The organism is Halobacillus sp. Nhm2S1, assembly GCF_019599545.1.
In the GTDB taxonomy this organism is placed as follows: Bacteria; Bacillota; Bacilli; order Bacillales; family Halobacillaceae; genus Halobacillus.
On sequence record NZ_JAIEZV010000001.1, the window covers coordinates 324,299 to 346,455 of the forward strand.

Genomic DNA, 22,157 nt, shown 5'->3' on the forward strand with positions numbered 1-22,157 from the left:
GCCCTTTCTGACAGTTGTTACATTGAATCTAAGAATGTTTGAAGATCTTCACGTGTGCTTGGCACTTCAACTTCGCCGTTGACGATTTTCTCTTTCCACTCTTCAACAGCAGAAACGATTTCTTCTGTCATCGCTTCCTCGTTCGTGCGAGCAATGCTGATCGCATCATCAGCAAGACCAAACTCAAGAACTTCCCCTCCAGGGAACTCTCCGTTCATTGCTTGATTTGCTACTTCTTGAACAGCTATGTCTACACGTTTAACCATGGAAGTAAGTGTTACGTTGGAGTCACCGATCTGACCTTCTTCGTGTTGGTCACGGTCGACACCAATGACCCATACCTCTTCATCAGGGTTACTGTTCTTGATGTCTTTCGCCTGAGCGAATACACCGTTACCTGTACCACCGGAAGCATGGTAAATGACATCGATATCTTTAGAGTACATGTTGGATGCGATAGCTTGTCCTTTTTGAGAATCGTTGAAGCTTTCTGCATACTCTACTTCAACTTCAATCTCAGGGTTCACAGATTTAACACCTGCAACGAATCCTGCTTCGAACTTATTAATCAAGCTTCCATCTACCCCACCAATAAAGCCTACTTTATCCGTGTTCGTCTTGTTTGCTGCAGCTACTCCTGCAAGGAATGATCCCTGGTGTTCTTTAAACACGATACTCGCAACGTTATCTCCTTCTTGGACGGAGTCAACAAGGGCGAAGTTCGTATCTGGATATTGCTCAGAAACTTCAGCGATTGCCGGTTGAAGAAGGTATCCGATTCCATAAATCAAATTATAGTCCTGGCGTACAAGACGGTTCAGGTTTGTTGCGTAATCGGCATCACTCTCAGATTGAGCGTAATCGATTCCCTCACCTTTACTCATTCCATTTTCTTCACCGAAAGCCTGTAGGCCTTCCCAAGCGGATTGGTTGAATGACTTATCATCAACCCCGCCCACATCTGTAACCATAGCTACAGAGAAATCGCTGTTTTCTTCTCCAGAAGATTCTTCACTGCCAGAGTCGTCACTGCTGCTTCCACTGGTTTCTTCCTCTCCTCCAGAAGAACCACAAGCTGCTAAGAACACACCAAAAGTTAATAGAAATACTAGAACCATAAGAAAACGACTTTTCAACAAAACGATTACCCCCTAATTGTTTAGTATGAAATGAATCAAAATCCAGCAGATTTCAAGTATCTATGACCAGCCTCACCTCCCTAAAATGAATCTGTCACACTTTTGTAAGCCCTTACACTCTTTTTCTTAGCACGTGGAAGCTGAACTTATCAGCCCGGAAGTAATTGGAGGAAAGTAACATCGGTACATCATCCTGAGAATAATGCATTTGTCTCAGAAGTAAGAGAGCCTGGTCGGGCTCGCAATTCAGAATAGGAGAAATCCTTTCATGAAAGCCGATTGGTTCAATGTGGGTAACCGCATAACCGATGGTTTTCCCTGTATAACGCTCTAAAACATTAAATAATGAATCCGCTTCTCTAATTTGATCAATCGGGAGTAAACCTTCCGGAATTTTATCTGTACAATAAACCACTGGCTGCTCGTCGGCTGTTCGGACGCGCTCGACCTTCGCAATACTATGTACTTCCAGTGGAGAGAATCGTTTCCGATCTTCTTCTGTGGGTTCGATAAGTTCCGCAGACAGGTACTGAGACCCCGGAGTCATACCTGATTTCGCAATCATGCCTGTTACACTATCTAATTCTTCAATTCCTGATGTAAACAGAGGTTTTGGATTAACAAAAGTACCCACCCCATGCCTTCGAGTAACCACACCTTCTTCTTCTAAAATTCTCAATGCTTCTCTAAGCGTCGCCCTGGATACACCAAGGGACTTGGAAAGCTGGAATTCGGATGGTAGCTTCTGCTTTTCTAAAAAGATACCGTTTTCAATATCTCGTTTAATCTGCTCGATCACCTGTAAATAAAGATGTCGAGTGTCTTGTCTGATGGACATTCCTTTCACCCCAAGTCTATTGAACTATCGTCTAGAGATCTGACCTCTGACGTTCGACACATCACATTTTGACAATAATATAACACTATTCGATAAATAAATAAATAGAATTAGGACATTTTTATGAATTTTGACTCATTTCCATGAAAACGTTTGATAGATTTAGATTAGCATTCCATGACTGTAAATTATCTACATTTATAATAGAATAGCTCCCTTTACTTGAAGACTCAGTTTCGAGGCGTTTGTTGAGTGGATGGGGCTGCGGGGAATAACTCGCTTTCCGACGGAGCGCGGTGAGCCTCCTCGGACTGCGTCCTGTGGGGTCTCACCATGCACTTTTTTCCCGCAGGAGTCTCGCCATTCCCCTCCGCCCCTTTGTCAAGGAAGATCCTTGACACCACTACCAAAAGGTCAGCTCATATAATTATGAGAAGTGGGTTATAGAACTCCTCCATAACACTTAAAAGTTTAATCCACAGCGCTTTATACCTCTAACAGTTGGATAGTGGAAGACCCTCCAACTTGGTACAAGGGTTCGTTTCTCCCTTACATTGAAAGGGGGGGTTGGGAAACTGCAAGACTCCCGTGCGAGATAGGAGATAGGCGAGATCCCGCAGAGGGTTAGCCCGAGGAAGCTCGCCACTCCCCCACAGGAAAGTGTTCAAATGCGGAATCGCCCTGGTAGACACGACTGTCATAAGCAGAACAGCAACGGAATGTGCTTTTCATTCCTTTGCTGTTCTGCTTATGACGCGAGTGTCTGGGCGATGGAGCTAGACGAGTTGCTTCCCAGCCACCCCTGACGCTATTTAAACACACAAAAAAGGATCCAACCTAATTAGGTTGGATCCTTTTAAGATTTATGAAGTATGTTGTTCTTCTGTTTGTTGTGAAACAAGGACAGCACGTGGTTTACTACCTTCATAAGGTCCGACGATGCCGTTGTCTTCCATGGCATCGATTAACCGGGCTGCTCTCGTATATCCGACGCGAAAACGACGTTGAATCATAGAAACACTGGCACTTTGCATTTCGATGACCATTTGGACCGCTTCAGGATAGAGGTCATCATCCACTTCCTGCTTCACTTCACTTTCCTCTTCAGGGATCATCTCTTCTTGGTACTGCGCTTTTTGCTGCTCCACACAGAAATTGACGATTCTCTCCACTTCCTCATCGGATAAGAAAGCGCCTTGGACCCTTGTCGGCTTGTTGGAGCCGACTGGTGTAAACAGCATATCCCCTCTTCCCAAAAGCTTTTCTGCTCCTCCAGAGTCCAAGATCGTTCTCGAATCGGTCTGTGAAGATACACTGAAAGCAATTCTTGATGGAATGTTTGCCTTGATGACACCTGTGATGACATCTACAGAAGGACGCTGAGTAGCGATGATCAAATGGATGCCGGCTGCGCGGGCCATTTGTGCAAGGCGGGTGATGGCATCTTCCACTTCATTTGAAGCGACCATCATTAAGTCTGCAAGTTCATCTACAAGGACAACGATGTATGGAAGTTGTGGCTGTTCATCTTCATTTTCCTGGTTATGCTTTTTGATGTATTCATTGTAGCTTTCGATATTTCTTGTGCCTGTATCCGAAAAGAGGTCGTATCTTCGTTCCATTTCGGATACGACTTTCTTCAATGCCCGTGAAGCTTTCTTAGGATCTGTAACAACCGGAGCTAAAAGGTGCGGAATTCCGTTATAGACATTCAATTCAACCTTCTTCGGATCGATCATCATCATTTTCACTTCATGTGGTTTTGCTCTCATTAAAATACTCGTAATGATGCCGTTAATACAAACACTTTTACCACTTCCGGTCGCACCTGCCACAAGCAAGTGAGGCATTTTATTTAATTCTGACATAACAGCCTCGCCAGAGATGTCTCTTCCAAGGGCAAAGCTTAACTTGGCATCTGGTTTTGATTTGCCTGTTTCCAATACTTCACGTAAAGAGACCATAGACACTTCCTGGTTCGGTACTTCAATTCCAACCGCTGATTTTCCTGGAATAGGCGCTTCAATCCGGATATCCTTCGCCGCCAGGGCTAAGGCAAGGTCATCATTCAAGTTCACAATCTTGCTGACTTTCACCCCTACATCTGGGTACACTTCGTACTTCGTTACCGACGGACCGACATGGACTTTTGTCACTTTCGCTTTCACACCAAAACTTTGGAAAGTCTTTTCAAGCTTCCTTACGGTTGCCTGGATGTGAGAACGGCCCTGACTCTGCGGAGTGGAAGTAGGTTCGTCCAATAACTCCAGGCTTGGTAACTGGTAATCCATGTTTTCAAGCTCAGCTGTTGGCATCGATTTTTCAATATTTACTTCATCGACATCCTGCTGCTCCTCCGTGCCCCTTTCTTTAGGCTTATCCGTCTTCTCAGAAGCATAAGCAGTATCAGTAAAGTCTTGTATGATCGGCTCTTGGTTCTGCTCTTCTTCCTGATCATTAGATGTATCATTCAATTCATAAACGATTGCATCTTCTTCCTGATCTTCCAATGCCTGCTTTTTCTTTTCTGCTTTTTGCTCTTTCTGATCCTTCACCTTTTGCACTTGTTCTAAGCTCATTTCTTTTACTTTTCGTCCAAGCTTAGCAAAGAGCTCACCTATGGATTTTTCACTTACGAATATCACACCGATAATAAATAGGAAAAAAGACAAAATAGCTGCTCCAGCTTTTGCAAAAAGGTAATAGCTGATTGAAAGAAGGATCGCACCCGTTAACCCTCCACCAATGCTGTAAAACGGAAGTTCTCCTCTCATCATTCCGGTGATTCTGTCCCAGGTCATGGCGAAAATAGAACCTTCGCCTGTCCCAAGCTCAGCAGAAAGTGTTTCAAGATGTGTGAACAAGAGTAAAGCTGTAACTATGGTATACACGCCTAAGAGACGTTTATGTAAAAAAACAGGCCATTTTCTTTTTACCATCAAATACACACCAACAATTAGAAAGAACAAGGAGGCGATAAAGTACCATACGCCAAACAAGAACTGCCAGAACCTCTCTAAACCTCCTGGAACCGCTCCATCACTAATAGCGGAAGCCCCGCTACCAATGACAGCAATGAAGAGGAAAAACAGCCCTATAAGTTCAAACTTCAAATGGCTTTTCACATTCGATTGCTTTTTCTTCTTTTTTCTTTTCCTAGCCATGGTCTTTCCTCCCCCATATGTAAAACTAAAACGAGAAAAATGCCGATGGTTCCTTCAATATTCATGAAGAAATACAACACCGGCATCCAGCCACTCATTTATTCTATTATACCATAGCCGTCCACAATGTTACGAGTCCAACCATTGTCCTGGTTGAAGATCTGGATCCATGTAATGGGAAGGGTCTGTCGAAAGTACTTGCATAATCTGCTTTTTTCCATCTGCAGATTTACGACACATTAATGGACAATTGTTATGTTCATGATACACGACCGACATTTCTTCTTCCATTGGAAATATGTCATGTTCACTCAAGGGTGTGTATAGAATGGTCATTGAACCACCTGCTGTTCAGAACCTTTACTCTGCTCAATGAGCTCATTCAATTTTGACATCGCTTCTTTCACACCGCCAACAGCATCAATTAGACCATGATCCACGGCTTGCTGTCCGACCACATTCGTTCCGATATCACGGGTGAGATTTCCTTTATCAAACATAAGCTCCTTGAATTTATCTTCTGCCACATTGGAATGTTTCGTTACAAAGCTGATGACACGATCCTGCATTTTATCCATGTATTCAAACGTTTGAGGGACACCGATGACAAGACCCGTCATACGGATCGGATGAATCGTCATCGTCGCCGTTTCGACAATAAACGAATAGTCCGCCGATACAGCGATTGGAACACCGATGGAGTGTCCGCCTCCTAATACGATGGATACCGTCGGTTTGGAAAGGGAAGAAATCATTTCTGAGATGGCAAGACCCGCTTCAACGTCTCCTCCAACTGTATTTAACAGGACGACCAAGCCCTCAATTTTAGGGTTTTGTTCAATCGCAATCAATTGAGGAATTAAATGCTCATACTTCGTTGTCTTATTTTGTGAAGGCAGCTGAACGTGCCCTTCCACCTGCCCGATGATAGGAAGCACATGGATATTGGAATCAGCCGGCTGTGGGACATTGCTTTGTCCAAGCTGCTGAATTTTGTCAACGAGAGAGGATTGCGATTTGGATTGATCTTTTTCTTTAGAATCGTCTTTCATGGATCGATCTCCTTTCGCTCTTTTCCCGTAGTATGACTCAAACGGTGTGAAACATACTTTTAATATGGTGCTCCTGATTACTTTCTTCATAAATCCCTCATCGAGATCGTTATTAAAGTATTTGGCAGGATTGTGGAAGACTCAGTATCGAGATGTTTCCGGGGTTCGTTGCTGAGTTGAGCGTCAGGGGTGGCTGGGAAGCAACTCGCTTTCCTGTGGGGGAGTGGCGAGCTTCCTCGGGCGGTCTGAGCACTAAGGGATCTCGCCTATCTCCTTTCTCCCACGGGAGTCTCGCAGCTTCCCAACCACCCCTTTTGATGTAAGCGAGAAACGAACCCATGTACCAAGAGTTGGAGGGTCTTCCACTATCCAACTGGTATAAAGCGCTCTGGATCAAGCTTTTAAGTGTCATGGCGGTGTTTTATAATCCAGTTCCCATAATCATACGAGCTGGCCTTTTAGAAGTGGTTTCGAGAATCTTCCATGGTAAAGGGGCGGAGGGGAACGGTGAGACTCCTATGGGACTTGTGGGACAGGTGAGACCCCGGAAGGCGTAGCCTGAGGAGGCTCACCGCCCGCCCCATGGAAAGCGAACCTTTTCCCGGAGCTCCTAGAACCACACCATCCTTTCGAAACTGAGTCTTCCACAATCGGGAGCTTATCTATAATAGGCCAACAAAAAACCAGGGCGACCTGCCCTGGTTTAGGTAAGATGTTTCAAACAGTTTGCAATGATTGTTTCTTCGTCTTTTGTTAAGGGAACTAATGGGAGTCTTACACCACCTGTATCTAGCCCCTGGATTTTCAAAGCGGCTTTTACAGGAGCAGGGGAAGGAGCACTGAACATTCCATTGAACACTGGCAACAGCTTTCGATGGATAGCTCCTGCTTCTTTCCATTTACCCTCTTCGAAAAGAGAGAGCATCATCTGCATCTGATTTCCTATGACGTGAGAGGAAACTGATATGATGCCGTTTGCGCCGACAGCGTAGGCAGGAAGAGTCAAATGATCATCTCCACTGTATATAGAAAAATGCTGATCAGTGAAAGCACGAATGTTGGCCATTCCTTCAAGGTCACCTGTGGCTTCTTTTAAAGATACAATGTTTTCGATCTTAGAAAGTTCCATGATGGTTTCTGGTTGGATTCGTACGACTGATCTTCCTGGTACATTATAAATCATTACGGGAAGCTTCACGGATCCTGCAATAGTTTTAAAATGTTGATAGAGACCGTCTTGATTCGGCTTATTGTAGTAAGGGGCGACAAGCATGATGGCATCTACGCCAGTGGCTTCAGCTCTTTTCGATAACTTTATGGAGGATTCTGTGCTGTTGCTCCCTGTTCCTGCTATGACAGGTACACGTCCGGCGACTGTTTTTACGACATGACTCCATAAGCTTACTTTTTCATCTGCAGTTAGCGTCGGAGATTCACCCGTCGTTCCAGCAATGACAAGTCCGTCGGTCCCGTTTTTTAATAAATATTCGACCAGCTCTGTCGTTTTGTTAAAATCAATCTCACCATGGCGGTCAAACGGTGTCACCATGGCTGTCAGAACCTTTCCGAAATTCATGTCAGTTGTTCCCCTTTCTTAGGTGCTTTGCTCAATCGGAAAGTTTTATGGAGAGCGTTGACTGCTTCTATAAGATCTTTTTCCTTCACCAATACCCAGATGGTCGTGTGGGAGTCGGCGGATTGGAGAATTTGAATGCCCCGATCGGTCAATGTCTGAACGATTTCTGCTGTTACCCCAGGAATGCCAGTAATACCAGCCCCGACTGTGGAAACTTTTGCACAGCCTTCTCTAACCTCAGGTTCATAACCTAGGTCTTCAAGAATTTGGACCGCTTTCTCTGTAAAAATGTGGTTAATGGTGTATAGAACACCGCTGGGAGATATATTGATGAAGTCTACGGAAATATTGGCCGAAGCCATGGATTTGAATACATCGGATTGTAGTTTGGAAGGGTCTTCTTTCGATTGGACTTTGATTTGCGTGAGGCCATCCATATGAGCAATTCCTGTTACGGTGCGTTCAGATATGTCTCTTCCTGTTCGATCTTCCTTCGTTCCCGTCACAAGCGTCCCGGGAAGATCAGAATATGTGGAGCGTACACGAATGGGAACCTTCGCATACATCGCAATCTCTACAGCTCTTGGATGGATAACCTTTGCTCCTTGATAGGCCAAATTGCATATCTCATTGTATGTGATGGTGTTCAGAGGTCTCGCTTCCTGAACCAGTCTGGGATCTGCGGTCATGATGCCCTCTACATCTGTGAAAATGTCGATAAAATCGGAATGTAAAGCCGCTCCTAGAGCAGCAGCTGTGGTGTCACTGCCTCCTCGACCGATTGTTGTGACTTCTCCATGAATGGTTTGCCCTTGGAATCCTGCAACGACAACGACTTCGTGTTTTTTCAGTTCTTCCAATATCCTTCCAGGATTTACTTGGGTGATTTTAGCTTTTGTAAAATCTCCATTGGTCATAATCCCAGCTTGTGCTCCTGTTAACGAAACAGCGTTTACGCCAGCCAGATTCAACTCATGAGCAAAAACGATCGAAGAAATCGTCTCCCCACATGACATCATCAAATCCTGCTCTCTTGGCGAAACATCCGTTTTTGGGAAGTCAATTAACCCAAGCAAAGTATCGGTCGCATATGGACTACCTTTTCTCCCCATAGCTGAGACGGTAACGACGACTTTAAATCCTTCTTTCAAGCCATTTTTCACATGGTGGATCGCCCGGGACCGACTTTCCTGGTCCCGGACGGACGTTCCACCGAACTTTTGTACAAGTAGCTTCATTTGGCCACCTCAACTCAATAAAAGTTTACAGCCACTCATTCGCAATCAAACGTTCTGCAATTTGCACGGAATTCCATGCTGCACCTTTTAACAAGTTATCTGATACAACCCATAAATGGAACCCTTTTTCTTCATCGAGATCCTTTCTGATTCTGCCGACAAAAACATCCCGTTTTTCGGCCGCACTTAAAGGTGTCGGGTATGTTTGGGTAGCAGGATCATCTTCGAGAACGATTCCAGGCGCTTCATTCATCAACTGTTTGACTTCTTCAACCGTAACCCCTTCTTTTTCTACTTCAATATATACACTTTCCGCGTGAGATGTGAAAAAAGGAAGGCGTACACAAGTAGCTGCAACAGAAAGATCCGGTGCATGCATGATCTTTTTCGTTTCATTAATCATTTTCATTTCCTCGAATGTATAACCATTATCCTGAAAGACATCAATTTGTGGCAGCGCATTAAATGCGATCGGATAGTGCTTTTTATCTCCTTTCACTGGAAGGAGATTAGCCTCAAGCTCTTCTCCATTTAAGAAGGATTGAGATTGTTCTCGCAGTTCCTCGGCAGCTTCATTTCCAGCGCCAGAAACAGCTTGGTATGTTGAAACAATGACACGGTTCATGCCATAAGCTTTACGAACCGGCTCAAGAGCAGCCACCATTTGAATGGTCGAACAGTTTGGATTAGCAATGATACCTTTATGTTCCTTGATATCTGCTTCGTTCACCTCAGGTACCACGAGAGGTACACCTTCCGCCATACGGAAAGCACTCGTATTATCAATGACGACCGCTCCGTGCTTGACAGCTTCAGGAGCCAGTTTCTTGGATACAGACCCTCCAGCAGAAAACAGCGCAATGTCCACATCTTTGAAACTTTCTGGAGTCGCTTCTTCCAGCGTGTATTCTTCTCCATTGAACATCATCTTCGAGCCGGCTGATCGACTTGACGAGAGTAGCTTTAAGTTTTTAACAGGGAACTTTCGATCTTCTAAAGTCTCCAACATCTTTTGTCCGACGGCTCCCGTCGCTCCGACAACGGCTACATTATATTTTTTCATTTCACTCATATTCGGCATCCTCTCTTGTATATCATTTGTAAGAATAGTAAGACATGTCACTATTTTTGTTATTTTATCATATTTACAAGAACACCTGGTATGAAAAAAAGAATTAATTCGGATACCTTTCAATTAAAACCGGTTGACGCTGTTTCCCTTCCAGAGCCGCTTCAATCGTTTCTGGGATCAATGTCATATCCGCTACTAATGAATTCGGCTTTTTAAAAGGATGATCCTGACCTAGAGGTACAAAGTAAATGTTTTTCGTTGCCATGAGACGCATGATGTTTACACCATTCAATCCGAGAGCATCGTTTGTTGAAACAGCGACGACGACAGGACTTTCATTCCTTAAAGTTGCCTTAGCAGCCATCAACACAGGGGAATCCGTCAGAGCATTGGCGAATTTACTTGTTGAATTCCCTGTGAGAGGAGCAATGAGCATGCAGTCCAAAGGACGTTTAGGTCCGAGAGGTTCCGCATCGGGAATCGTCAAAATTGGTTCTTCACCTGTAATTTCTTTTATTTTTTCTAAATGATCGGACGCATCCCCAAAGCGGGTATCTGTTTTCTGTACGGTGTAAGATAAAACAGGGACCACAGTGGCTCCGAGGTCGACGAGTTCCTGCATGACAGGAAAAACCTCATGGTACGTACAATGGGATCCAGTTAACCCAAATCCAATCACTTTCCCTTTTAACTTAGACATCATTCATTCTCCTTTCGTGGACCTTCCTGAACGATTCGTGAAACAACATCTGCTATGATTCTCCCTGCCGTTTTAGGAGCTACGATTCCCGGCAGACCTGGTGCGAGTAATGCTTTGATCCCACGTTTATCGGCATAACGGAAATCAGTTCCTCCTGGTTTGGATGCCAAATCCAGAATCATCGCATGAGATGGCAACTGTTTAATAACCGAAGCATCTACGACCAGATGCGGAACGGTATTCAGCAGGATGTCACATGACATATCTGCATTTTCCATGTTCTTCATATCAATTGGCTCGAGCCCCATTTCATAAACTCTTGCCGCTGCTTTTGACGAACGCACGCCAACAGCTACTTTAGCACCGAGGTGATCAAACGTGCGTGCAAGACTCATTCCTACCCTACCAAGACCGAGTACAATAATTTTAGATCCGTGAATCGTAAAATCGGTATGTTGAATGATCAACATGAGGGTTCCCTCTACAGTAGGAATAGAATTATAAATGGCAACATCATCCCGATCCATTAAAGGGATGAGTGTACGATTGGTTTTTGCAGCTAAATCTTTTAAATGATCATTGGCAATTCCAGAAAACACTTGGCAATGGTCGGGTGTCCTTTTCAACCATTCCTCTGACAAGTGAATCAGCTGGTTGGAGAAGATTCCTTCAATCTTCCCCTCCTCATCCGTCCCAGGTACAGGAAGGATGATGGCATCCAATTTTTCCACCTGCTCACTGTCGAAGTCAAGGTCGATGGCTTCTCTAAAGCTTTCATTCAGTTGGTCGAACCCAGCCAAATAGACGGTGGCATCCCACTCATTCAACCTTCGAATAAGTTCGATCTGCCGGGCATCGCCCCCTATGACTGCTACATGGTATCCTGTTAGCATCCCGGATGTCTCCTTTATCTAGTATCTTATCTCCTTGTATCCTATGCCGGAATGCGGAGTTAGTGATTTCCATTAGCAAACAAAAAACACTGCAGCACAGGCTGCAGTGTTCATCGTTTTTTCAAGAGGATCGTTTCCTCACCAATGGTCTCAATTTGACTCCAATCGATCGTCATTTCTTTTTTGTAGGAGCCGAAACCAATGAAGCCCTGATTCATGATGACTAATGACTTGATGACTCCAGAATCAGGATCAATGATCAAGTCCGCTTTTCCCAGAATTCCTAATTTTTCTCCGTTCTCAATGTCAATCACCTGTTTTTGGGCTAGAGATTTCATTCTCACTTTGGCTACTCTCCTTCTTCTCTATCTCTCTTCACTCAATAATTTCTGAAGTGAAGACAGCTTATACCCTTGATCTTTAATTTGTTCAATCAGATTCGGAAGACTTTCCACTGTCACCTCGGTCGGATGCATTAGAATTGTGGCACCATTATGGACCTTGCCCATGACCCTTGTGATGAGCACATCGGATGTTGGCTTTTTCCAATCGATGGTATCCACGGTCCACAAGATGGTTTCCATATCCATTTCATCTGCCGCTTCCACAGTAGCCATATTAAAGCTGCCGGACGGAGGAGCGAAATATTTCACTTTTTCCTTGGTCAAGGCGAATAGTAGCTCATCCGCCTGTTCTAAATTTGCTTTGGCTTGTTCCTTTGTCATTCTCCCCATGTCCTTATGCCTGTACCCGTGACTGCCAATTGTGTGCCCTTCCTCTTCAATCATCTGCACAAGGTGAGTAAAATCATTTGCAAAGGCTCCATCAATAAAAAAGGTCGCTTTTACTTGGTGCTCGTTTAAAATCTCCACCATGTCTGGAATGTATTCTTCACCCCAGGAGACGTTAATGAGAAAAGAAACGGCTTCTTTATCCGGATGACCTCTATATATAGGAGAAGCCGGTAAGTCCTCTAAAGAAACCTCAGGCTTGATCAATTTATAAACATACAATTCAGGATTATACTTGCCGTGTTTCTGCATTTTCTTATAAGAGGCTTCGACATCTACTTTTCGACCAACAATTCCCGGAGTCTTTTTCCAGACAGAATCGATCTTCGCATCCTGTGCTTCCCATTCGTATTCTGCTTTTTCGACCTGGATTTTTTGGTAGATGGTATCTTCTTTATTAACGGTTACGACATGGTCTGCACTTAAAAAAGCCATGCCAAACCCTATAAAAAAACAGAGATTGACGCTGAATAATACGATTAATCTGAAGCTCATGGACCATCACCCCTATTCCATTCTATGGGGCATGTCCTCCTTCTAGACCAAAATACGGACTACTCTCTTTTCCCAATCCCCTCGAAAGAGATCCAAGATGAATTTTCAGGCAAAAAAAAGAGACTGGCAAGCCAGTATCTCTTCTTTACGTAACCTATTAAGATTGTTCAACGTTTTCTTGTTTTTTCTTCTCATCCAGAAGAATCGCTTTTCTAGAAAGATTGATTCGTCCCTGGTTATCAATTTCTTTTACCTTAACTTTAATTGTATCTCCAAGAGAAACGATGTCTTCCACTTTACCAATGCGCTCTTCAGCCATTTCAGAAATGTGGACAAGCCCCTCTTTTCCTTTGAAGAGCTCAACAAACGCACCGAATTTTTCAATCCGTTTCACTTTACCATCGTAAACTTCGCCGACTTCTACTTCGCGTACGATATCCTCAATGATTTTCTGAGCTGTTGCATTCATGCTGGCATCTGTAGAAGAAATGAACACCGTTCCATCCTGTTCAATATCAATTTTAACACCAGTATCATCAATGATTTGGTTGATTTGTTTTCCGCTCGGTCCAATAACATCACGGATTTTGTCTGGATTGATTTTCATCGTCATGATCTTAGGAGCATGGGCTGAGAGTTCTTTACGAGTCTCAGGAATGGTCTCAAGCATGTGGCCGAGGATTTCCATACGTCCTTTTTTCGCTTGAGCCAGCGCTTCTTCAAGGATTTCTCTTGAAAGACCTTCTATCTTGATATCCATTTGAAGAGCTGTTACTCCTTGCTCTGTTCCAGCAACTTTGAAGTCCATGTCTCCAAGAGCATCTTCCATTCCTTGGATGTCTGTTAGGATTGTATAATCATCGCCTGATTTTACAAGTCCCATCGCAATTCCAGCAACCGGTGCTTTAATTGGGACACCAGCATCCATCATAGCAAGCGTACTTGCACAGATACTTGCTTGTGATGTAGAACCGTTGGATTCTAGAACCTCAGAAACAAGTCGGATGGTGTATGGGAACTCTTTCTCCGACGGAATAACGACTTCAAGAGCACGTTCACCTAGAGCGCCGTGACCGATTTCACGTCGACCAGGTCCACGGATCGGTCCTGTTTCCCCAACAGAGAATTTAGGGAAGTTGTAATGGTGCATGAAACGCTTGGACTCCTCAAGATCAAGTCCATCAAGGATCTGTACATCTCCAAGAGCTCCAAGAGTACATACGCTAAGGGCCTGGGTTTGACCACGTGTGAACAAACCGGAACCGTGTGTACGTGGAAGCAATCCTACACGGGAAGTCAGTGGACGAATAACATCAACACCACGGCCATCTGGACGAATTTTATCTTTCGTAATGAGACGGCGGACTTCCGTTTTCACCATACCTTCTAATATGGATCCTACTTGTTTGATTGTTTCTTCATCGGCTTCTTGCTCTTCGTAAGAAGCTACAACGTCAGCTTTCACTTGTGCAATGGCTTCTTCACGGGCTTTCTTTTCTTCCGTTTTGATCGCTTGAACAATAGCGTCTGTTGCTTCTGCTTCGACTTTCTCTTTCAGTTCAGCGTCTAGATCGAACAACTGCACTTCCATCTTCTCACGACCTACAGCTTCAACGATCTCTTCCTGGAAAGCAACGAGACGCTTGATTTCTTCATGTCCGAACATGATTGCTTCAAGCATGTCCTCCTCAGAAACTTCATCGGCACCGGCTTCAACCATATTGATGGCATCCTTCGTACCTGCCACTGTAAGGTCGATATCACTTTTTTCTTGTTGTTCTACTGTTGGATTGATGACAAATTCACCATCTACTCGTCCAACGATGACACCTGCAATCGGTCCTTCAAATGGAATATCAGATACACCCAAAGATATGGATGATCCTAACATTGCAGCCATTTCTGAGGAACAATCCTGATCAACACTCATTACAGAGCTGATTACTTGCACATCGTTACGGAACCCTTCAGGGAACAATGGACGAATCGGACGGTCAATCAGACGGGAGGCAAGGACAGCTTTGTCACTTGGTCGACCTTCACGTTTGATGAAACCTCCTGGGATCTTACCTACAGCGTAAAGACGCTCTTCATAATTTACAGTCAATGGGAAAAACGGCAGGTCCTTTGGCTCTTTACTACCAGTAGCTGTGGATAGGACAGTCGTATCTCCATAATGGATGAGTGCTGCACCATTCGCTTGTTTCGCCAACTCGCCAATTTCCACGGAAAAAGTACGACCGGCCACGTCAATGGAAAACACTTGTTTTTCTTCTGCCATAAAGAACTTAACTCCTCTCGATAACTCTTCTTATTTCATTATAAGGGTTTATTGTCAGTTTACACCCTTCTGTATGTAAACATACAGAAAAAGCGGGAATAACTCCCGCTTTTTCCCATACATTAGCGACGCAAGCCAAGGCTCTTGATTAGCTCACGGTAACGTGTAATGTCCTTATTACGAAGGTAGTTCAATAGGTTACGACGCTTACCTACCATTTTAAGCAATCCACGACGAGAGTGGTGGTCTTGCTTGTGAGCACGAAGGTGCTCGTTCAAAGTAGTGATCTGCTCAGTTAGTACAGCGATTTGTACTTCTGGAGATCCTGTGTCGTTGTCATGAGTTTTGTACTCATTGATTAGTTCTTGTTTACGTTCTTGTGTGATAGCCATTATAGCTACACCTCCTGGTAAAATTTAGAATTCCCATTCCCCGAGCGGACGTCGGAGTTACGTTCCGCCAAGCGAAGGTTCCATATTAAAGGGTACATTTTTTTAAAGTGAAATGCAAGTGAAACCAACAAACTCTGATAAAAAATATGGTTGTGCGGTCTCATGCACTCCCATTCACTGATCTTCCCAAAAGCGGAAGGGTTAAAATACACGTACCGGCTTTATGAGTCCGTTTTTTCGTGGATGCTGCTGATAAATGGCCAAAACCTCACCAGCGTACATCACTGTAAATTGCTCTTCATCCACATCATCAGGCTTTTCGAAAACTTGCCCATGTTTGATTTTCTCAACCTGATCAGCATCGACTTCCCATGAATCCATATGGACGAGTCCTCTGGATAAAGGAAGGAGTAATTGCTCTCCAGATCTTTCATCAACAACCTGTTGGATTTCATCGAAAGAATAGCAATCTTCTTTTGTAATATCCGCGGTTTGTGTGCGTACCAATGATGACATGTGAGCGGCATAACCAAGGGCCTTTCCAATGTCTACACAGAGCGTTCTCACATACGTGCCCTTTGAACAGATGACTCGGAAAGAAAAGGTAAAGGTTTCCCCTTCTTGTTTAGGTTCAGGCGGCATCCATTCCATGTGTTTAATGTGTACCTCCCTTGATGGCCGATCCACTTCCACCCCTTCCCGGGCATACTCATAAAGCTTTTTTCCGTTAACTTTTACAGCAGAGTACATGGGTGGTGTCTGAGTAATCCAGCCTTGAAACGTTTCAAGGACGCCTTTAATCTTTTCTGTGGAAATACCATCATGAACTGGGGTGGTTTCAACCATCTCACCTGTTGCGTCCTCGGTGTCTGTCGCATACCCGAGCGTAACAGAAGCTTCATACACTTTGTCTGTGTCCGTCAAAAAAGGAACGATTTTCGTAGCCTTTCCTACACAAAGAGGCAGAACCCCTTCTACTTCTGGGTCAAGAGTACCTGTATGACCGACTTTCTTTGTTTTCAACATACCACGAGCCTTGCTAACACAATCATGGGATGTAAAGCCTTTTGGCTTCCATAATGGAAGAATCCCGTCCATTTACCTCTCACCTCAAAACTTTTTATCCTATATAAAATCCGTGCTGAAACAGCACGGATTTTCATATCAATCTTCCGTATCGTTTAAATCGCGAAGGATCGTTTCAATACGATTCCCTCTTTCGATCGCTTCGTCAAACTCGAACATAATTTCCGGAGTCTTACGAAGACGGATTCGCTGGCCGATCTCAGATCGGATGAACCCTTTCGCTTTCGCAAGACCTACGAGTGTATCATGTTTCTGTTTATCATCACCCAATACAGAAATATAAACTTTCGCTTGTTGTAAATCACCTGTCACTTTCACTTCTGTGACGGTGACGAACCCTACACGTGGATCCTTGATCTTTTTACTGATGATGTCACTCATCTCTTTTTTCATTTGTTCTCCAACGCGGTTCGCTCTTAAATCGTTCATGTATTCTCACCTCTTCTAACCAGACATCATAGCCATTCCTGATGGGTTTCTGTCCGTTCAAATTCAGGAAATGAATCGATGAAAGCCAAAGCTTGCTGCATCGTTTGTTCCGCAATCACTTTGTCACTGGCAATCGTGACGAGGCCGATCCGAGTTCTCTGCCATAAGTCTTGATATTCAAGTTCACTTACAGCAATGTTGAACTCGTTCCTGAGCCTTGTCATGATGCGTTTCAGAACCGCACGCTTGTTCTTCAGCGACTGCGCATCATAAATGATACCATCCACTTCTGCGCTTACGATCATTTACGTTCGATTTCCTGCATCTCAAATGGTTCAATGATGTCGCCCACTTTAATGTCATTGAAGTTCTTAATTGTAATTCCACATTCGTATCCTTGTTGTACTTCTTTTGCATCATCTTTATAGCGCTTCAGTGCATCGATTTCACCTTCGTAAATGACGACACCATCACGGATGACACGGATACCGGAATTACGCCCGATTTTACCATCTGTAACGTAAGATCCGGCAATTGTACCGATCTTAGATACTTTAAAGATTTCACGGACTTCCACTTGACCGATGATTTTCTCTTCATATTCTGGATCGAGCATCCCTTTCATTGCCGCTTCGATCTCTTCCATCACTTTGTAAATGATGTTGTGAAGTCGGATCTCTACATCTTCCGATTCAGCTGCTTTTCTAGCATTCCCGTCTGGACGGACGTTAAAACCAATAACAATTGCATTGGAAGCAGAAGCAAGTGTAATGTCAGATTCCGTTATGGCACCGACACCTGTGTGAATAATTTTAACTTTCACACCTTCCACTTCAATCTTCTCAAGAGATCCAGCAAGGGCTTCTACAGATCCCTGCACATCGCCTTTAACAATAAGGTTAATTTCTTTGACATCACCTTGTTTAATTTGATCAAACAAGTCATCAAGGCTTACTTTTGCGTTAGAGCCACGATTTTCTTCCAATTGTTTTTGAGCACGTGCTTCTCCTACAGAGCGCGCTTTCTTTTCATCATCAAAGACTAGGAAGCGGTCGCCTGCCTGAGGAACATTGTTTAACCCTGTAATTTCAACTGGTGTGGAAGGTCCGGCAACTTTTACGCGACGGCCGATATCGTTCACCATAGCACGTACGCGTCCCCAAGTATTCCCCACTACAATAGCATCACTGACATTCAAGGTACCGTTCTGAACCAACAATGTGGCTACTGGACCGCGTCCTTTATCCAATTCTGCTTCAATAACCGTACCATAAGCAGCACGATCAGGGTTGGCTTTCAATTCTTCCATCTCGGATACAAGGCCGATCATTTCAACTAGATCGTCAATCCCTTCCCCATTGACGGCGGACATTTTGACAAAGATCGTTTCTCCACCAAAGTCTTCAGCAATCAGCTCATATTCCATAAGCTCCTGCATGACACGGTCAGGATTCGCGCCTTCTTTATCCATCTTATTGACCGCAACGATAATTGGTACTTCTGCAGCTTTCGCGTGACTAATCGCTTCTTTCGTTTGCGGCATAACTCCATCATCTGCAGCAACGACAAGGATGGCGATGTCTGTCACTTGAGCACCACGGGAACGCATGCTTGTGAATGCAGCGTGACCAGGTGTATCAAGGAACGTAATTTTCTTTCCATTGTCTTCAATTTGGTAAGCACCAATATGCTGGGTGATCCCACCGGCTTCGCCTTCCGTCACTTTCGTGTTACGGATCTGGTCAAGAAGCGTCGTTTTTCCGTGGTCTACGTGTCCCATGATTGTAACGACAGCTGGGCGGTCCTGCAAATCTTCCGGCTCGTCGTCGAACACCATGTTCTCAATGTCCGTCTCATCAATAATAACCTCTTCTTCAACTTCTACTCCGAACTCGTCACAAATCAATTCAATCGTATCTGCATCAAGTTCCTGGTTGATCGTAGCCATTGTGCCTAAGAACATAAGCTTTTTAATAATTTCTGAAGAATCTTTGTTTAGTTTTTCTGCAAGTTCACCAACTGTCAGACTGCCTGCATAAGTAATTTTTTCAGGTGTCTGCTTTTTAGATTTCTTAGGTGCTTGCTGTGGTGCAGGCTTATGGTTCTTCTGGTTATTGTTTTTTTGCTTTTTATTCGCTTGTTTCTTATTGTTATTCGGTTTCTGAGACTTCGCTTTATTCTGGTTTTGACCTTTGGATGCTTGCCCCTTTCCAAATGCCTGATCCAGCTTCTTCGCTGCATCCTCCTCCAAAGTGGACATATGGTTGTTCACTTCGATATTCAGATTTTGCAGTTTTTGAATGACTTGTTTACTAGATAGTTCATTTTTCTTTGCATATTCGTATACGCGCATTTTACTCATAAAATCTTCACCCCCGAATAGATTCATCGAGTAGCGATTGCAACTTTTTCGCAAATCCTTGGTCAAGAACTGCGATCGCAACTCTCCCTGCCTTTCCGATAGCCTGTGATAATGTATCTCGATCATCGACTTCATAGCAAGGTATTTCATAGAAGCTGCATTTATCTGTCAGCTTCTTCTTTGTTTGTTTCCCTGTATCATTGGCAATGAGAACGAGCTTAGCTTTTCGTTTTTGAATGTCTCGTACGATCGATTCCTCACCGAGCGTACATTTACCGGCTCTTAAAGCCAGTCCCAACAGGTTTAAGTAGCTGCCACTCATGATGGGTCAGCCTTCACTTTAGCTCTCAATTCCTCATAGATGTTGTCTTCGACCTTCGTCTTGAGGTGACGGTTCAACACCTGCTGCTTTTCAGCCTGCTCAATGACTTGAAGATCTTTCGTAAGATAGGCTCCACGCCCATTCTTCTTTCCAGTGTCATCCACAAAAACCTCTCCCTCTTTATTGCGGACAACACGGATCAATTTCTGTTTAGGAACCATTTCCTGAGTGACGACACATTTTCTCAATGGTTGTTTTTTGGAACGGGCCATCGTTCTTCCCCCTCCTTAATCTTCAGAAAGTTCTTCGTCAAAAGAGTCTTCATCTTCCATGTCGGCTTCTTCTGCAGATAGAAGACCTTGTTCACGTGCTTCACTTTCACTCTTAATATCGATCTTCCAGCCTGTCAATTTAGCCGCAAGACGCGCGTTTTGACCGCGTTTACCAATGGCAAGAGATAGTTGATAATCAGGAACGATTACCGTTGTAGCCTTATCTTCTTCATCCACAAGTACTTCCACGACCTTGGAAGGGCTCAAGGCATTCGACACATATTCAACAGGATCTTCAGACCATTGCACGATATCGATTTTTTCACCCTTCAGTTCGTTAACGATGGCCTGCACACGCTGCCCTCTTTGGCCTACACAAGAGCCCACTGGATCGATCTCTTGATCTTCAGCATACACTGAAATTTTTGAACGGTCCCCTGCTTCTCGGGCTACAGACATGACTTCGACTGTACCGTCATAAATTTCAGGCACTTCCATCTCAAACAATCGCTTCAAGAGGCCCGGGTGTGTACGGGAAACATAGATGTGTGGACCTTTGTTGCTGTTTTCCACCTTCGTCACAAATACTTTGAGACGGTCATGCACTTCATAGGTCTCCGTCGGCATTTGCTCCCCTTCTGGAAGGCGTGCTTCAATTTTACCTAGATTCACATAGACGAAGCGGGGATCTTTTCTTTGGATGATCCCTGTCATAACATCTTCTTCACGATCGACATACTCACCGTAAATAATGCCTCGCTCTGCTTCACGGACACGCTGCGTAACCACTTGCTTAGCCGCTTGTGCTGCAATACGGCCGAAGTCCATAGGTGTCACTTCCACTTCAATGACATCTTCAATCTCATAGTTTGGATCGATATCATTCGCTTCTTCTAAAGAAATCTCCTGCTGCGGATCCATGACTTCTTCTACAATTTCTTTTCGCGCAAGGACTTTCATGGCACTTTCTTCTTCATTAATATCCACTCGTACGTTTGTCGCGGAATTGAAGTTTTTCTTATAAGCAGAAATCAATGCTGCTTCAAGAGCTTCCAATAAAAGATTTTTGTCGATGCCTTTTTCCTTCTCTAAATAATTCATGGCATCAAAAAGTTCACTACTCAACAGTTTCTCCCCCTTAATTAAACGTAACAGCTAAATTGGCTTTAGCTATTTTTTGATATGGTACTTCCAGTTGTTTCTTACGTGTCTTAATACGAATTTCTACGGTTGCTACGGAATTTTCAAAAGACTTGAGGGTCCCTTCAAACTCCTTCTCCCCATCAATCGGTTCGTATAGTTTCATATACACATATTCACCAACAAACTTTTCAAAGTCTGCTTCTGTCTTCAAAGGACGTTCCGCCCCAGGTGATGCAACTTCAAGGAAATACGGGATTTCAATGGGATCTTCTTCATCTAATTTTTCACTCAGTTGTTCAGATACTTGTCCGCATTCTTCGATGTCCACACCGCCTTCTTTATCGATGAAGACGCGAAGGTACCAGTTCTGACCTTCTTTCTTGTATTCAATATCTACAAGTTCGAGGTTCATATCCTCAAGGATCGGCTGGACAAGACGTTCTGTAACGGATGTAACATGATTGCTCATGCTCTTCCCTCCTTCGAACACAATGTAATGGTTAGTACTTATTATTATGGGATGTATTCGCTCATTTCATTAAGTAACAGGGATTAGAACTGCAAGTACCATGAGAAACCGCTATGACATAGATCATAGCGGTTCGTCTCGCGGGTACTTAAAAACCCCTCATGCATCGAAGTTTCTCCACAAGCAAGAGGCTAGAATATGACGAAAGAGTGGGTTGCCCCACTCTTTCGTCGTTCGTATCACTCTTCTCACCATAAAAAATATATCATAGATGCGTATTCTATGCAACAAAGGAAGAAATCAACAGCTTTTCCTCCCCACCTCGTGTAGGGGCCCGCGGAAAGCGAGCTATTCCCCACAGCCCCCATTCACTAAATAAAAGTCTCGACATTAAGTCTTCAACTATGCTGTCGTAGCCTTAAACAATGAAACGGCATTGTCCC

General features: G+C 44.0%; 22 protein-coding genes. All 22 read right to left on the reverse strand.

The annotated features are described in order from the left end of the window. Window positions 1-17: 17 nt before the first annotated feature. Window positions 18-1,139 (reverse strand): BMP family lipoprotein, encoded by a 1,122-nt coding sequence (locus K2225_RS01665; RefSeq protein ID WP_305038431.1) that lies wholly within the window; start codon window positions 1,137-1,139, stop codon window positions 18-20. Between the two features lie 112 nt (window positions 1,140-1,251). Beyond that, window positions 1,252-1,977 carry a GntR family transcriptional regulator gene (locus K2225_RS01670; protein WP_220583204.1) on the reverse strand — a complete coding sequence of 242 codons (726 nt, stop codon included), beginning with the start codon at window positions 1,975-1,977 and terminating at the stop codon, window positions 1,252-1,254. Between the two features lie 863 nt (window positions 1,978-2,840). After that, window positions 2,841-5,141 (reverse strand): DNA translocase FtsK, encoded by a 2,301-nt coding sequence (locus tag K2225_RS01675; protein WP_220583205.1) that lies wholly within the window; start codon window positions 5,139-5,141, stop codon window positions 2,841-2,843. Window positions 5,142-5,270: 129 nt separating this feature from the next. Further along, a complete protein-coding gene (locus tag K2225_RS01680) occupies window positions 5,271-5,477 on the reverse strand; it encodes a YlzJ-like family protein (protein ID WP_220583206.1) in 207 nt (68 codons plus the stop codon). Further along, the gene (locus K2225_RS01685) at window positions 5,474-6,193 is read right to left on the reverse strand and encodes a ClpP family protease (protein ID WP_220583207.1); all 720 of its coding nucleotides are present in this window, start codon (window positions 6,191-6,193) and stop codon (window positions 5,474-5,476) included. Before K2225_RS01685 ends, K2225_RS01680 begins: the two co-directional genes overlap by 4 nt. A 703-nt stretch (window positions 6,194-6,896) precedes the next feature. After that, window positions 6,897-7,769 (reverse strand): 4-hydroxy-tetrahydrodipicolinate synthase, encoded by an 873-nt coding sequence (dapA, locus tag K2225_RS01690; RefSeq protein WP_220583208.1) that lies wholly within the window; start codon window positions 7,767-7,769, stop codon window positions 6,897-6,899. Next, complete coding sequence (dapG, locus tag K2225_RS01695) at window positions 7,766-9,007, reverse strand: aspartate kinase (protein WP_220583209.1); 1,242 nt, start codon at window positions 9,005-9,007, stop codon at window positions 7,766-7,768. Before dapG ends, dapA begins: the two co-directional genes overlap by 4 nt. A gap of 25 nt (window positions 9,008-9,032) precedes the next feature. Beyond that, the gene (gene asd / locus K2225_RS01700; protein ID WP_220583210.1) at window positions 9,033-10,079 is read right to left on the reverse strand and encodes an aspartate-semialdehyde dehydrogenase; all 1,047 of its coding nucleotides are present in this window, start codon (window positions 10,077-10,079) and stop codon (window positions 9,033-9,035) included. A gap of 103 nt (window positions 10,080-10,182) precedes the next feature. After that, the gene (locus K2225_RS01705; RefSeq protein WP_146816368.1) at window positions 10,183-10,782 is read right to left on the reverse strand and encodes a dipicolinate synthase subunit B; all 600 of its coding nucleotides are present in this window, start codon (window positions 10,780-10,782) and stop codon (window positions 10,183-10,185) included. Continuing rightward, window positions 10,779-11,672, reverse strand: coding sequence for a dipicolinic acid synthetase subunit A (gene dpaA / locus K2225_RS01710; protein WP_220583211.1), 894 nt, complete (start codon window positions 11,670-11,672; stop codon window positions 10,779-10,781). The genes K2225_RS01705 and dpaA overlap by 4 nt, the downstream gene beginning before the upstream one ends. 110 nt (window positions 11,673-11,782) lie before the next feature. Next, window positions 11,783-12,010 carry a YlmC/YmxH family sporulation protein gene (locus K2225_RS01715; RefSeq protein ID WP_246139322.1) on the reverse strand — a complete coding sequence of 76 codons (228 nt, stop codon included), beginning with the start codon at window positions 12,008-12,010 and terminating at the stop codon, window positions 11,783-11,785. A gap of 27 nt (window positions 12,011-12,037) precedes the next feature. Next, entirely contained in the window at window positions 12,038-12,958 is a 921-nt protein-coding gene (locus K2225_RS01720; RefSeq protein WP_220583212.1) for a polysaccharide deacetylase family protein, read from the reverse strand. 157 nt (window positions 12,959-13,115) lie between these two features. Next, window positions 13,116-15,239 (reverse strand): polyribonucleotide nucleotidyltransferase, encoded by a 2,124-nt coding sequence (gene pnp / locus K2225_RS01725; protein ID WP_220583213.1) that lies wholly within the window; start codon window positions 15,237-15,239, stop codon window positions 13,116-13,118. A gap of 122 nt (window positions 15,240-15,361) precedes the next feature. Then, window positions 15,362-15,631, reverse strand: a complete 270-nt coding sequence (gene rpsO, locus K2225_RS01730) for a 30S ribosomal protein S15 (RefSeq protein WP_128522718.1) — start codon at window positions 15,629-15,631, stop codon at window positions 15,362-15,364. 201 nt (window positions 15,632-15,832) lie between these two features. Next, entirely contained in the window at window positions 15,833-16,729 is an 897-nt protein-coding gene (truB, locus tag K2225_RS01735) for a tRNA pseudouridine(55) synthase TruB (protein WP_220583214.1), read from the reverse strand. A gap of 66 nt (window positions 16,730-16,795) precedes the next feature. After that, window positions 16,796-17,146: a 30S ribosome-binding factor RbfA gene (gene rbfA / locus K2225_RS01740; protein ID WP_089652372.1), complete on the reverse strand. Its 351-nt coding sequence runs from the start codon at window positions 17,144-17,146 to the stop codon at window positions 16,796-16,798. Window positions 17,147-17,172: 26 nt separating this feature from the next. Then, window positions 17,173-17,451: a DUF503 domain-containing protein gene (locus tag K2225_RS01745; RefSeq protein WP_089652373.1), complete on the reverse strand. Its 279-nt coding sequence runs from the start codon at window positions 17,449-17,451 to the stop codon at window positions 17,173-17,175. Beyond that, complete coding sequence (gene infB, locus K2225_RS01750) at window positions 17,448-19,508, reverse strand: translation initiation factor IF-2 (RefSeq protein ID WP_220583215.1); 2,061 nt, start codon at window positions 19,506-19,508, stop codon at window positions 17,448-17,450. Before infB ends, K2225_RS01745 begins: the two co-directional genes overlap by 4 nt. A gap of 7 nt (window positions 19,509-19,515) precedes the next feature. After that, window positions 19,516-19,830, reverse strand: coding sequence for a YlxQ family RNA-binding protein (locus K2225_RS01755; protein ID WP_220583216.1), 315 nt, complete (start codon window positions 19,828-19,830; stop codon window positions 19,516-19,518). Beyond that, window positions 19,827-20,102, reverse strand: a complete 276-nt coding sequence (gene rnpM, locus K2225_RS01760; RefSeq protein WP_220583217.1) for an RNase P modulator RnpM — start codon at window positions 20,100-20,102, stop codon at window positions 19,827-19,829. Before rnpM ends, K2225_RS01755 begins: the two co-directional genes overlap by 4 nt. Before the next feature lie 15 nt (window positions 20,103-20,117). Then, window positions 20,118-21,227 carry a transcription termination factor NusA gene (gene nusA / locus K2225_RS01765; protein ID WP_220583218.1) on the reverse strand — a complete coding sequence of 370 codons (1,110 nt, stop codon included), beginning with the start codon at window positions 21,225-21,227 and terminating at the stop codon, window positions 20,118-20,120. A 13-nt stretch (window positions 21,228-21,240) separates the two neighbouring features. Then, the gene (gene rimP / locus K2225_RS01770) at window positions 21,241-21,714 is read right to left on the reverse strand and encodes a ribosome maturation factor RimP (protein ID WP_146816390.1); all 474 of its coding nucleotides are present in this window, start codon (window positions 21,712-21,714) and stop codon (window positions 21,241-21,243) included. Window positions 21,715-22,157: the final 443 nt, after the last annotated feature.

Bases quoted from the DNA above. Each gene is read 5' to 3' on its own strand.
- K2225_RS01670 (WP_220583204.1), bottom strand. From the start codon at position 1,977: ATGTCCATCAGACAAGACACTCGACATCTTTATTTACAGGTGATCGAG.
- K2225_RS01675 (WP_220583205.1), bottom strand. From the start codon at position 5,141: ATGGCTAGGAAAAGAAAAAAGAAGAAAAAGCAATCGAATGTGAAAAGC.
- K2225_RS01680 (WP_220583206.1), bottom strand. From the start codon at position 5,477: ATGACCATTCTATACACACCCTTGAGTGAACATGACATATTTCCAATG.
- K2225_RS01685 (WP_220583207.1), bottom strand. From the start codon at position 6,193: ATGAAAGACGATTCTAAAGAAAAAGATCAATCCAAATCGCAATCCTCT.
- dapA (WP_220583208.1), bottom strand. From the start codon at position 7,769: ATGAATTTCGGAAAGGTTCTGACAGCCATGGTGACACCGTTTGACCGC.
- dapG (WP_220583209.1), bottom strand. From the start codon at position 9,007: ATGAAGCTACTTGTACAAAAGTTCGGTGGAACGTCCGTCCGGGACCAG.
- asd (WP_220583210.1), bottom strand. From the start codon at position 10,079: ATGAGTGAAATGAAAAAATATAATGTAGCCGTTGTCGGAGCGACGGGA.
- K2225_RS01705 (WP_146816368.1), bottom strand. From the start codon at position 10,782: ATGATGTCTAAGTTAAAAGGGAAAGTGATTGGATTTGGGTTAACTGGA.
- dpaA (WP_220583211.1), bottom strand. From the start codon at position 11,672: ATGCTAACAGGATACCATGTAGCAGTCATAGGGGGCGATGCCCGGCAG.
- K2225_RS01715 (WP_246139322.1), bottom strand. From the start codon at position 12,010: ATGAAATCTCTAGCCCAAAAACAGGTGATTGACATTGAGAACGGAGAA.
- K2225_RS01720 (WP_220583212.1), bottom strand. From the start codon at position 12,958: ATGAGCTTCAGATTAATCGTATTATTCAGCGTCAATCTCTGTTTTTTT.
- pnp (WP_220583213.1), bottom strand. From the start codon at position 15,239: ATGGCAGAAGAAAAACAAGTGTTTTCCATTGACGTGGCCGGTCGTACT.
- rpsO (WP_128522718.1), bottom strand. From the start codon at position 15,631: ATGGCTATCACACAAGAACGTAAACAAGAACTAATCAATGAGTACAAA.
- truB (WP_220583214.1), bottom strand. From the start codon at position 16,729: ATGGACGGGATTCTTCCATTATGGAAGCCAAAAGGCTTTACATCCCAT.
- rbfA (WP_089652372.1), bottom strand. From the start codon at position 17,146: ATGAACGATTTAAGAGCGAACCGCGTTGGAGAACAAATGAAAAAAGAG.
- K2225_RS01745 (WP_089652373.1), bottom strand. From the start codon at position 17,451: ATGATCGTAAGCGCAGAAGTGGATGGTATCATTTATGATGCGCAGTCG.
- infB (WP_220583215.1), bottom strand. From the start codon at position 19,508: ATGAGTAAAATGCGCGTATACGAATATGCAAAGAAAAATGAACTATCT.
- K2225_RS01755 (WP_220583216.1), bottom strand. From the start codon at position 19,830: ATGAGTGGCAGCTACTTAAACCTGTTGGGACTGGCTTTAAGAGCCGGT.
- rnpM (WP_220583217.1), bottom strand. From the start codon at position 20,102: ATGGCCCGTTCCAAAAAACAACCATTGAGAAAATGTGTCGTCACTCAG.
- rimP (WP_146816390.1), bottom strand. From the start codon at position 21,714: ATGAGCAATCATGTTACATCCGTTACAGAACGTCTTGTCCAGCCGATC.